The following is a 12606-nucleotide window of genomic DNA, read 5'->3' as shown; positions in this document are numbered from 1 at the left end:
ACCCTTTGGCTACTAAACGAAAGGGTGGCAGCTGTACGCAGGTTAGTAGACCGGGGAACTCAGCTAAAAGCCGGCGCGCCGAAGCGCCCTGCGTACAGCCACCATCAAGCTCAGGTACGCGAGTACCTGTGATGAATGTACGACCAGCAGAGTTACCACCGGGCTACTAAACCCGATCACTGGGAATCAGTGACGCAATCAAGTTACGCAGCATGCTCAGGGCGCACAAGCCGGCGGATTCTGGCTTAGGCGTAGGTTACGGCGCAAGGATTTGTGGGCTGTTTCGCGTAACGCTGAGTGTCTTTAAACACCTGTGGTGCGGGATGTTTATTGCGCACAAGTATCGAAGATTTACCTGTAGGAATTGGGTGCGGCAACTGGCGCATTCGCGAGCAGGCTCGCTCCCACAGTTGATCTCCGTTGTTCACAAAGTTGATGTTCACCGCCGACCCAATGTGGGAGCGAGCTTGCTCGCGAAGAGGCCCGAATAATCACCCGCGATGCATCTGCCGAAACTCCCCCGGCGGCATCCCCCGCCGACTCTTGAACGTACGGTGAAACGACCTCGGTTCGGTAAACCCCAGATACTGCGCAATGTCCTGAATCGGCAGCGTGCTGTTAAGCAAATAATGCTCAGCCAGCTCCTGACGCAAATCATCGAGAATCTGCTGATACGACGTCCCCGCCTGATGCAACTGCCGCTGCAACGTCCGCACTGAAACGGCGAGCTGCTCGGCGACCTGTTCCTTGCGCGGCAAACCCTCCTTGAGCAACTGCCGCAGAATGTTTTTCACCTGCTGCTCAAGCGACGCATCCTCCAGCGTCGCCATCAAGCCCAGCGCATGTTCTTCCAGCGTGCGCAGCAACTGCGCATCCGCCTGACGCAACGGCAACTGCAAATAAGCCAGCGGCACGACCAGCGCCGAATACGGCTGATCAAACAGCACCGGGCAATCGAAAAACGCTTCGTACTGCGCCGGCGTGGCCTCGGCCGGGCAGGAATGTTCCAGCCAGACCCCGGCCGGCGACATCTGCGTGTCGGCGATCCAGCGCGCATAGTGCAGCCACGAACCGAGGACGTTTTCTACCAGATGCCGACGAATCCGTGGACGCTGATAGCGGCAGGTCCAGATCAAATGTACATGGCCGTCCTGCACCTCGGCGCGGCTGACGCCCATGTCGCCGACCAGTTTTTCGAACGGCATGATCCGGCTCATCGCATCGCCCAGCGTCGCGCAGTTCATGGTGATGTAACCGAGCACACTCCACGAATTGGGCAGTACGAAATTCGCCGCGTTAAGCCCGAACAGCGGATCGCCCGAGTGCTCGCAGAAATAATCCAGCAAGCGTTCATGCGCCTCACCGGGCAAACGCAGGGTGTTGTCGCTCAACTGCTGCGCCTGCAAACCCGCTGCCGCCAACGCAGGCTCGATATCCATACCCAGTTGTTCGGCATGGCGCAGGTACTTGAGCAGCGGCGGAACCGAGGTGTAGCCGAGCGATTGCATGATCCCATTCCTTTGATCAACGGCAGCGGAGGCGGACGAATAGCCTGAAAGGTAATTTGAAACCCCGACTAAAGTAAATGGCTGACGCTTGCGCGACGTTTGACTCAATTGGCTACACGAACTGGCCGGATGCGACCGTGACACTTTGCGGCCGCTGGCTAGTATGGGGGCCTGAAATATCACTGATCTGACGGTTAGAAGGACACACGCATGCGACGCTGGAACGGCTGGGGAGAGGCAAGCACGGTGGTCGAACTGCCGGCCCAGGGCGCGGAGTTTCTTCATGAGCGACTGGGCGAGGGGCGCGGGCTGCCCGATGCTTCGCTCGAAACAGCATTGGCCCGCGTACCGGCCTCCCGGTTGCAGGCGCACACCTTGTACAGCGTCGATGCCAATGACCGCTTGCTGCATGCGCGGGGCCAGAGCCTGCCGGACTGGCTGGCGTTGCGCGAAGGTGCTTTGGGCAATTATCCCGATGCGGTGGCTTTCCCCGAGACCGCTGAACACATTCGCCAGTTGCTGGCGCTCGCTCACGAGCAGGACCTGTGCCTGATCCCGTATGGCGGCGGCACGTCGGTGGCCGGGCACATCAATCCGCCGGATTCGGCGCGGCCGGTGGTGACGGTTTCGATGGCGCGGATGAATCGCCTGATCGACCTCGACGAACAGAGCCTGCTGGCGACGTTCGGCCCCGGTGCGAGTGGCCCGCAGGTGGAAAGTCAGTTGCGTGCGCGGGGCTACACGCTTGGGCATTTCCCGCAGTCGTGGGAGCTCTCGACGTTGGGCGGTTGGGTCGCCAGCCGGTCCAGCGGTCAGCAGTCGTTGCGCTATGGCCGGATCGAGCAGTTATTTGCTGGCGGAACCTTGGAAACCTTTGCCGGGCCGATGAACATTCCTACCTTCCCGGCCTCTGCCGCCGGACCAGATCTGCGCGAAGTGGTGCTCGGTTGCGAGGGCCGTTTCGGGATCATTTCCGAGGTCAAGGTGCGGGTCAGCGCATTGCCTGCTGATGAGCGTTTCTACGGTGTGTTTCTCCCCGACTGGCCGCAGGCTCTCAGAGCTATTCGCCAATTGGCCCAGGCACGCGTGCCGCTGTCGATGCTGCGTTTATCTAACGCCGTGGAAACCGAAACGCAACTGGCGCTGGCCGGTCATCCGCAACAAATCGCCTGGCTGGAAAAGTACCTGAACCTGCGCGGCGCAGGCACGGGCAAATGTCTGCTGACCTTCGGCGTAACCGGCAATCGCCGGCAAAACGCACTGTCGCTGAAACAGGCACGACAACACCTCAAAGCCTTCGGCGGCGTATTCACCGGCACCTTGCTCGGCAAGAAGTGGGCGCAGAACCGTTTCCGTTTTCCTTACCTGCGCGAGAACCTGTGGAATGCCGGTTACGTGGTCGACACCCTCGAAACCGCCACCGACTGGAGCAACGTCGACAGCCTGCTCAACCTCGTCGAAAACAGTTTGCGTGATGCCTTGGCCGCTGAAGGCGAGCGGGTGCATGTGTTCACCCACCTGTCCCACGTCTACGGCGAAGGTTCGAGCATCTACACCACTTACGTGTTTCGCCCGGCGGCGGATTACCCCGCGACGCTGGCACGCTGGAAAGCGCTCAAACACGCGGCCAGCCAGACCATCGTCGACAACCACGGCACCATCAGTCACCAGCACGGCGTCGGCAAGGATCATGCGCCGTACCTGTTGCGCGAGAAGGGCGCATTGGCGATGGATACCTTGCAGGCGCTGAGCAAACACTTCGATCCGGCCGGGCGCCTCAACCCCGGCACGCTGCTGCCGGAGTGACGGCCATGAGTCAGGACTGGAACGCCGCGTGGCGCCAGCAGATTCTGCCGACATTGGCAGATGAAACCTGGGACCTGATCGTGATTGGTGGCGGCATCAGCGGCGCCGGCATTCTGCGCGAAGCGGCGCGTCGAGGTTGGCGTTGCCTGCTGCTGGAGCAGCGCGATTTTGCCTGGGGCACGTCCAGTCGATCATCGAAAATGGTTCATGGCGGTTTGCGTTACATCGCCAAGGGACAATGGCGCCTGACCCGTGATTCGGTGCGCGAACGTCAGCGCTTGCTCGACGAAGCGCCGGGGTTGGTCGAGCCGATGAGTTTCATGATGCCGCACTATCGTGGCGGCTTTCCCGGGCCTCGGGTGTTGGGTGGTTTGCTGAGCGTGTACGACGCCTTGGCTGGACGGCGTAGCCATCGCTTTCATGACGCGCAACAGCTTCGCTATCTGGCGCCGGGGGTGAAGGAAAACGACTTGCTCGGCGGCACCTGTTTTGTCGACGCGCTGACCGATGACGCGCGACTGGTGATGCGGGTGTTGAGCGAAGCGCGGGCCGATGGCGCTGTCGTGGTTAACGGCGTTCGCGTTGAGCATTTGCTGCGAGAGAACGGCCGAGTGTGTGGCGTTCAGGTCGAGGATTGCGAGGCCGGCACCACCCTGCAATTGCGCTGTGGCGTGCTTGCTGTGGCCACTGGCGCTTGGGCTGAGCGCTTGCGGCCGAATGAGACGCCACGGCAATTGCGGCCGTTGCGCGGCAGTCATTTATTGCTGCCGGGCTGGCGTTTGTCGGTGGCGCAGGCGTTCACGTTTCTGCATGAGCGCGATCGGCGTCCGGTGTTCGTTTTTCCGTGGGAAGGCGCGACGGTGGTCGGCACCACGGACCTCGATCACCGTGAGGATCTGGATCAGAGCGCGAGCATCTCTAACGAAGAGCTCGACTACCTGCTGGCCGCCTGCACGCAACAATTTCCCGGCGCGCAAGTGAGTGCTTCGGATGTGCTGTCGACATGGTCCGGCGTGCGTCCGGTGGTCGGCAGTGCAGCGGGTAATCATCAAGACAAACCCTCGAACGAAACCCGTGAACATGTGCTGTGGCAGGAGCCCGGTTGCGTGACCCTGGCCGGCGGCAAGCTGACCACGTTTCGTCCACAAGCCATCGAAGTGCTAAAGGCCTGCGCGGCCATGCTCGAACGTCCGTTGGTCGATGACGCCGCGCCGGTGTTTGCCGCTGTCCCTGCGCTGGCGATTCCAGAGTTGAGCAGCCATCAATGGCGACGTCTCGCCGGGCGACATGGGCGCGACTTGCCAAGGCTGGCGCAACTGCTCAGGGAGATCGGCCATGACACAGTCGGCGCTACAGATACGCTGTGGGCCGAACTGGCTTTCGCCTGTGAGTCGGAAATGGTTCTGCACCTCGACGATCTGCTCCTGCGCCGCACGCGTCTCGGTCTGCTATTGCCGCGTGGTGGCGAAGCGTATTTTGCTGCCATCCGCCATCTCTGCCAGCCGCGACTGGCCTGGAGCGACGAACACTGGCAGCAGGAAGAACAGCGTTATCGGGCGTTGTGGCAACGCCATCACGGTTTGCCGGATGCCACGCCTTGATGCCCCTTGAAGAGAGCTCCATGGACAACCACCCGAACAAGCGTTACCTGCTGGCCATCGACAACGGCACCCAGAGCGTGCGCGCGCTGCTCTTCGATTTGCAGGGCAATCTGCTCGGCAAAGGCAAGGTTGAATTGCAGGCGTACTACTCGACGCAACCGGGCTGGGCCGAGCAGGATCCGGAGTATTACTGGGCAAAACTCGGCGAGGCGTGTCAGCAGGTCTGGCAGCAAACGGGGATTGATCGCTCACAGATTGCCGGTGTTTCCCTGACCACGCAGCGCGGCACGGTGATCAACGTCGATGCCGAGGGCAAACCGCTGCGTCCGGCGATTCTGTGGCTCGATCAAAGGCAGAGCGAGGTCGAGGGCGGGATCAAAGGGCCGTGGGGCTGGCTGTTCAAACTGATCGGCGCGCAAGGCACGGTGGATTATTTTCGTGCTCAGGCTGAGGCTAACTGGATAGCAAAACATCAGCCTGAAGTGTGGGCGGCGACCGACAAGTTTTTGCTGCTCTCGGGGTTTCTCACCCATCGACTGTGCGGGCGCTTTGTCGACTCGGTCGGTTGTTGCGTTGGCTACCTGCCGTTCGACTTCAAACGGCTGAAATGGGCCGCGCCGAGTGACTGGAAATGGCAGGCGCTGGCGGTGCGCCCCGAGCAATTGCCGACCCTGCACAAACCCGGAGAAACCCTCGGCCACATTAGCGCCGAGGCCGCTCGCCATACGGGGATTCCCGAAGGCTTGCCGCTGATTGCTGCAGGCGCCGACAAGGCTTGCGAAGTGGTCGGTTCTGGCGTGGTCGATGCGAGTACGGTGTGCCTGTCCTACGGCACCACGGCGACGATCACCAGCACCCGTTCGCGCTATCTGGAAATCGTCCCGTTGATTCCGCCGTATCCGTCAGCGGTGCCCGATCAGTTCAACTGCGAGGTGATGATTTATCGCGGTTACTGGATGGTCAGCTGGTTCAAGAACGAGTTCGGCTTGCGCGAGATGCAGCAGGCCAAAGAGCAGGGTATCGAGCCGGAGCAGTTGTTCGATGCGCTGGTCGATGCGGTGCCACCAGGATCAATGGGCTTGATGCTGCAACCGTATTGGTCGCCAGGAATTCGCGAGCCGGGCGTGGAAGCGAAGGGCGCGATGATCGGCTTCGGCGATGTGCACACCCGCGCGCATATTTACCGGGCGATTCTTGAAGGGCTGGCGTATGCGTTGCGCCAGGGCATGGAGAACATCGAGCGGCGTTCAAAGGTTTCGGTGAAGCGCCTGTGCGTGGCCGGTGGTGGCTCGCAGAGTGATGCGGCGATGCAGCTGACGGCGAATATTTTCGGCCTGCCGGCGGAGCGTCCGCATGTCTACGAAGCATCTGGCTTGGGGGCGGCGATCTGCTGTGCAGTGGGGCTCGGATTGCACGCAGATTTCCCAACTGCAATCGCCGCGATGACCCGCGTCGGTGCGGTGTTCACCCCACAACCCGAGGCACAAAAAATCTACGAGCAACTTTACAAAGACGTCTACCTGCGCATGTACCGCCAGCTGAAACCGCTGTATCAAAGCATCCGCAAAATCACCGGTTACCCCGCTTAGCTGACCACCACAAATCCCCTGTAGGAGCTGCCGAAGGCTGCGATCTTTTGATCTTGTTTTTTTAGATCAAAGTCAAAAGATCGCAGCCTTCGGCAGCTCCTACAGGGACCGTATTGCGATTTGAATTGGCGCCATCGGAGAACTTTTCTGGTGAGATCGGACAGTGTCAGCGCCGGGGTCGGTTGTTAGGCTCATCCCCCTCGGCACCGCCAATAAGAACGAAAAGCAATGAAGCTGACCTTCCTCCTGTTGCTGCTTTGTGCAACGGCCCCGAGCGCCTGGGGCTGGTCGAACCATACGGTCGGCAGCTATCTGGCGTTGCAGGATCTGCCGGCGTTGCGCGATGCGCCAGCGGTCGAAGTCGAGCCACTGGAGCGGTTTCTCAGCGAGCAATACCCGGCCGTGCTGGCGCTGTTGGAGCAACAGGAAGCCTTCGCCCGTGCGCACTTCGCCCAGTACCCGGCACGCCCCGATAACCTGAAATTGCCAGCGGTGCCAAGTGATAATCTGCGCCACGACTTTCTCACGGCGCTGCGCATCAATCCCGAGATTCATCTGGCGACGGTCATCCAGCCATTGCCCGGCAAAGACCTGCCCGAACGTGAGCATTTGCAGGCCAATCAGGTCATGGTCGAGCAAACCCTTTCGCCGTGGAATCGTCAACGCTTCATCGTGGTCGCCGAGCATGAAAAAGTCGCCCCGCTGGCCATACTCGCCAGTGCCGCCGACGAACCGGATTACGGCCACGACATCAATCTGTTCAGCGACAACCCTGGCGAGGTCGGCGCGATCTACGGTTTCGGCCCGCAACCGTTCGGTGATGCGCGGTTCCAGTACAGCTCGCAGGCGCCGTTCCACATGGGCTTCTTCCATGAAAGCGCGGTGGTCTACGCCGCTGCCGGTTTCCTCGAGCGCAGTTGGCCGGACTGGCGCGCGTATCAATACATGGGCCTGGCGCGATTGGCGTTTGCCAGCGGTCATCGGTATTGGGGGTATCGCTTTCTCGGCTGGGGCCTGCACCACATTCAGGACCTGACCCAGCCGTATCACGCCAAGCCGTTGCCAGGCGTCGACCTTGCCAGTCTTCTGTTGCTGGAAGGCAAGGCAATCGCCGGTTTCGCTGAGGACAAACAAGCCTCCATCGAGCGCGTCGCTACTCGGCACATGGAAGTCGAGAAGTACCAGTCGACCTGGCTGCGCCGCGTGCTGCGCGCCGGTCAGCCGCATCCGATGCTCGCTGCCTACGCCGATGTGGCTCGGGACAAAAGCTACCCACCGTACTCGGTCGATTATCTGCGCGAAGTGGTCAGTGCAGAATCCGTCAATGACTCCGCAGCCTTCGACGAAGCCATCGGCCAGTGGCTGGAAACGGCGCCGGTCAGCAGTGATTTCAGCAGCGGCAATCAACTTCATAGCGAAGATTTCGACCACCCGGCACTCAACCAGCAGCTGTTCAAGTTGCTCGGGCATTTCGGCGCGCACAGCCGGATTTACGTCAGCGCGGGATTGGCGCCGTAGCGTGGCAACGTACACCAAAACAATAAAAACACAGGGAAGGAGGAACACATGATCAACTCTCGATTGCGCCTGACGGGCGCCGGGCTCCCCGGTGTCGGCCTGGCCGGGTTGCTGCAACTGTGCGCAGTCGATGCGGCGCACGCGGTGGAGTTCAGCCTGATGGACAAGCAGGTCACTGGCTCCCTCGACACGACCTTGTCTTACGGCCGTTTGTGGCGGGTGCAGGGCCGCGACAAGACTAACGATGACGTCAACACCAACGACGGCAATCGCAACTTCGACACCGGGCTGGTTTCCGAGGTGTACAAGATCACCTCCGAGCTTGAGGCTAATTATCAGAACTACGGCGTGTTCGTGCGCGGCACCGCGTTCTACGACACGCAACTGATGGACAAGCGCAACGACTACTACGACAACAACAGCCCGTCGCAACCGAGCCAGAGCTACCCGCAGGACGATCATTTCACCAGTCAGACTCGCGACATCGCCGGCAGCCGCATCGAGATGCTCGACGCCTATGTGCATGGCAGTTGGGACGTTGCGCAGATGCCGGTGACGGCGCGTGTTGGTCGCCAAGTGTTCAACTGGGGCGAGGGGATTTTCTATCGCGGCGGGATCAACACCACCAACCCGGTGGACGCCGCCAAGTACCGCTTGCCCGGCGCCGAAGTGAAGGAAGTGCTGGTACCGGTCGAAGCGCTGAGCTTCAACATCGGCCTGACTGATTCGCTGACCATGGAGAGTTTTTACCAGACCAACTGGAAGGAAACCCGCATCGACCCGGTCGGCACGTTCTACTCGCAGACCGACCTGTTCGCCGACGGCGGCAACACCGGTTACAACAACTTCAGCGGCACCGCGCTGGATACGCCTGTGCCGGAGTTTGGCAACGTCATCGGTTTGTACAGCGCACTCGGCAACAACCCGCTGCTGAACTCCGCCCTGCAAACAACAGGACTGTACGCCAACGGCGTGACCCCGGCGTATGGCAATACGCTGAAAGTGGCGAGCATCGGCAAGGATTACAACGCGCGCAACGATGGGCAGTTTGGTTTTGCCTTTCGCTACATCGCTGAGCAGCTCAACAGCACCGAGTTCGGTCTGTACATGGTCAACTACCACGCCAAGGAACCGACCATCGCGGCGGATCTGGGCGGGTACAACGGCATCGACATGGATGCGCTGACCAGCCTGTTGTCCGGTGTTGCCGGCAGTCAGGCCGGGGCGCTGGCCAATGGTCTGGCCACCGCTGATGTGATGGGCAATATCCAGGCGCATCGGCGCTATGCCGAAGACATCCGCATGTACGGCTTCAGCTTCAACACCACGCTGGGTGAGGCGTCGGTATTCGGTGAAATCGCTTATCGGCCGAACCTGCCAATCGGTGTCGCGGCGACCAACGATTTGATCGGAGACCTGGCCAACGGAGCTGCCGTGGCGGTGACGGGCAGGTCGATCAATGTCGGCGGGCAGATGGTGACGCTCGACAGCCAGATCAATAACGCCGAGCGCGTGGAAGCGTTCAACACCTCGCTGGGCACCATCTACAACTTCGGCCCCACGGCTTCGTTCGACTCGCTGTTCGGCATCTTCGAACTGGCCTCGGAACACCTGCGCGGCAGTAGTCTGCAATACACCGCGTATGACGGCAGTCGTCGTTTTTACGCGGGTACGGGCAACTATTCCTATGTCTCCGGCGGTGATCGCGACGATCAGGTCAATCGCAATTCCTACAGCTACACGGCGATGCTCAACGGCACCTGGAACGATGTGTATGCCGGGGTCAACGTCTCGCCGTACATCGTCTACAAGGACGATTTCGAGGGCAACAGCTATCAGGCCGGCAACACCATCGAAGGTCGCAAGGCCTACACGCTGGGGATCAAGGCCAACTACCAGAACAAGCTCGAAGCCGAACTGCAGTACACCGAGTTCTACGGCGGCGGGCAGAACAACGGCATTCGCGACCGCGATAACGTCGGGTTCAACCTCAAGTATTTCCTTTAAAGGCTACACACAGCCCCTGTGGGAGCGAGCCTGCTCGCGAAGAGGCCGGCACATTCAACATTGATGTCGACTGACCCACCGCTTTCGTCGGAACGCCGCCCGGAGCAGGCTCGCTCCCACAGGTTTTTGTATTTTGGAGAAGATCATGGTTCACACTTCGGGATTGACCAAAGCTTCGCTAGGGTTTGTTTTAGGCCTTGCCGCTAGCAGCGTCTTCGCGGGCATCACCCCACAACAATCCGAACAACTGAAAACCACCCTGACCCCCATGGGCGCCGAGCGCGCGGGCAATGCCGCCGGCACGATTCCCGCGTGGACCGGCGGCATCACTCAAGCCCCGGCCGGCTACAAACCCGGCCAACACCATCCCGACCCGTACGCCGCCGACAAACCGCTTTCCACCATCACCAAAGCCAATCTCGACCAGTACAAAGCCCACCTCAGCCCCGGCCAGATCGCCCTGTTCAACAGCTACCCCGACACCTTTCAGATGCCGATCTACCCGTCCCGCCGCTCCGGTTCGGCACCGCAATGGCTGTACGACAACACCCTCAAGAATGCGACCTCGGCCAAATTGCTCGAAGGCGGCAGCGGCTTCTCCGATGCCTACGGCGGCGTGCCATTCCCGGTGCCCAAGGATGGCGTTGAAGTGCTGTGGAACCACATCACCCGCTACCGCGGCATCTACGTCGTGCGCCGCGCCTCCGAAGCGCCGGTCCAGCGCAACGGCAGCTTCGCGCTGGTGACCTCGCAGCAGGAAGCCCTGTTCAACTACTACCGCCCGAACGGCCAGTTCGCCGACCTGAAGAACATCCTGTTCTACTACCTCGCCTTCGTGAAAAGCCCCGCACGCCTGGCCGGCGGTGCCGCACTCGTGCATGAAACCCTCGATCAGCTAAAAGACGCACGCCAAGCCTGGATCTACGACGCCGGCCAACGTCGCGTGCGCCGCGCACCGAACCTCACCTACGACACGCCGATCGCATCCTCCGATGGCCTGCGCACCGCCGACGACACCGACCTGTTCAACGGCTCACCGGATCGCTACGAGTGGAAGCTCAAGGGCAAACAGGAAATCTACATCCCCTACAACAACTACAAAGTCGCCAGCCCCGACGTGAAGTACGCGCAACTGCTCACCCCGGGCCACCTCAACCCGCAATACACCCGCTATGAACTGCACCGCGTGTGGGTAGTGGAAGGCAATCTGAAACCGGGCTCGCGGCATATCTATTCCAAGCGCGTGCTGTTTCTCGATGAAGACAGCTGGGGCGCGGCACTGGTCGATCAATACGACGGGCGCGGGGAGTTGTGGCGGGTGTCGATGGCCTATCTGAAAAACTTCTATGACCTGCCGACCACGTGGAGTGCGCTGGATGTTTTCCACGATTTGCAGGCGCGTCGTTACTACGTGCAGAACCTTGATAACGAAGAGGCGGAGACGGTGGATTTCGCGCAGCCGGTGCCGGAGGATGCTTACTTTATGCCGTCGGCGTTGCGGCAGCGTGGGACGCGGTGATGGCCGAAGTCTAAGTCCATCACTGACAGAAAAAACCCGAAGCCACTGATGCATTTGGCTTCGGGTTGGTTCTGTGGAGTTAAAAATATCTGCTTTACAGATATCTGTATTTGAGATAATTTGGCCGCATGTAGGGATACCAGAACCGAAAATTGTATGAGAGTGATCACAAAAGCGGCGGTTGCGCGGGCCATTGAGACTCATGGCCAGTGGAGAGATCCTCTCACCTTGTGGCTAACCATCTTCGACAGAGCATCGCTGCGTTTCGAGTCGTTTGAGAAGCTTCGTCAAGACTGGACCAGCGCCTCAGGTTGGAACGTCGATCGTATCCCTCACTCGAAGCTGAGGCTGACGAGCAAGAAAGGCCCGCTTGATATTTACGTTTTTGATATCAAGAAAAACGAGTGCCGTGTCATTACGTGGATCAACACGAAGACTGGCACTATCTATATCAAGGACATTCTTCCCCATTCCGGATACGACAAATGGTGGAAGAGTGATGTCAAGTAGTTGGCCAGAATGAAATACGCTATTTATGTTTAACGAAAATAAAGGTGATCTCAATGAAGCGTAATAAAGTCGAAGCGACAGGACTGGATTCCTTCATAGCCGATATTTCACCCATGCTTGAGGGGCTGGGCGATCAGCTAGCGACTTTGTCCAAGTTGTTGTCTGCCTGCCATGATCCGATAAAAAATGATGACGATCTGCAAGTGCGAATGGCCCTGATTGATGAGCTTTATTCCCACGCGAACACCGAGGATCATGCTGCGGCACGGTTTGCGGAGTTTGTGGCTGATCGGGTTTATGAGTACGAAAATGAAACGGTGTTGATTGCTTATTCGTCCCAATCTGAAGCGCTGGCGTTTCTGCTGTCGGAAAGAGGCGTTAAACAGAAGGACTTGTCTGAGATCGCAACTCAGAGTGCTGTTTCAGAGATATTGAATAACAAGCGAAAAATGACCGTTGCTCAGATAAAGGGATTCGCCGAGTTCTTTAAAGTGCCAGTCGAGTTTTTTATGCACGGTGTGGTTTGACGCTAAGCGGTGAAAGGCCTG

General features: G+C 59.6%; 9 protein-coding genes. 8 read left to right on the top strand and 1 reads right to left on the bottom strand.

Features of this window, described 5'->3' with window-relative positions; genetic code table 11:
- Positions 1-491: 491 nt before the first annotated feature.
- The gene (locus F8N44_RS22710; RefSeq protein ID WP_150651869.1) at positions 492-1508 is read right to left on the bottom strand and encodes an AraC family transcriptional regulator; all 1017 of its coding nucleotides are present in this window, start codon (positions 1506-1508) and stop codon (positions 492-494) included.
- Between the two features lie 210 nt (positions 1509-1718).
- Here F8N44_RS22710 and F8N44_RS22705 point away from each other — a divergent pair, with 210 nt between their 5' ends.
- From F8N44_RS22705 to F8N44_RS22665, 8 genes are all read left to right on the top strand, one after another.
- Positions 1719-3314 (top strand): FAD-binding oxidoreductase, encoded by a 1596-nt coding sequence (locus F8N44_RS22705; protein WP_150651868.1) that lies wholly within the window; start codon positions 1719-1721, stop codon positions 3312-3314.
- A gap of 5 nt (positions 3315-3319) precedes the next feature.
- Entirely contained in the window at positions 3320-4915 is a 1596-nt protein-coding gene (locus tag F8N44_RS22700) for a glycerol-3-phosphate dehydrogenase/oxidase (protein WP_150651867.1), read from the top strand.
- 20 nt (positions 4916-4935) lie between these two features.
- On the top strand, positions 4936-6504 hold the full coding sequence (locus F8N44_RS22695; RefSeq protein WP_150651866.1) for an FGGY-family carbohydrate kinase: 1569 nt from the start codon (positions 4936-4938) through the stop codon (positions 6502-6504).
- Positions 6505-6732: 228 nt separating this feature from the next.
- Positions 6733-8022 carry a phospholipase gene (locus F8N44_RS22685; protein WP_150651865.1) on the top strand — a complete coding sequence of 430 codons (1290 nt, stop codon included), beginning with the start codon at positions 6733-6735 and terminating at the stop codon, positions 8020-8022.
- Between the two features lie 48 nt (positions 8023-8070).
- Positions 8071-10029: a DUF1302 domain-containing protein gene (locus tag F8N44_RS22680; RefSeq protein ID WP_150651864.1), complete on the top strand. Its 1959-nt coding sequence runs from the start codon at positions 8071-8073 to the stop codon at positions 10027-10029.
- A gap of 145 nt (positions 10030-10174) precedes the next feature.
- Entirely contained in the window at positions 10175-11548 is a 1374-nt protein-coding gene (locus tag F8N44_RS22675; RefSeq protein ID WP_150651863.1) for a DUF1329 domain-containing protein, read from the top strand.
- 156 nt (positions 11549-11704) lie between these two features.
- The gene (locus F8N44_RS22670) at positions 11705-12058 is read left to right on the top strand and encodes a type II toxin-antitoxin system HigB family toxin (protein WP_224794809.1); all 354 of its coding nucleotides are present in this window, start codon (positions 11705-11707) and stop codon (positions 12056-12058) included.
- Positions 12059-12111: 53 nt separating this feature from the next.
- Positions 12112-12585, top strand: coding sequence for a helix-turn-helix domain-containing protein (locus tag F8N44_RS22665; RefSeq protein WP_007911534.1), 474 nt, complete (start codon positions 12112-12114; stop codon positions 12583-12585).
- Positions 12586-12606 lie beyond the last annotated feature (21 nt).

The sequence above is a fragment of the Pseudomonas fluorescens genome (assembly GCF_902497745.1).
In the GTDB taxonomy this organism is placed as follows: Bacteria; Pseudomonadota; Gammaproteobacteria; order Pseudomonadales; family Pseudomonadaceae; genus Aquipseudomonas; species Aquipseudomonas fluorescens_BM.
Note: the sequence above shows the minus strand (reverse complement) of the source record. Positions and strands in the feature narration are given on the sequence as shown.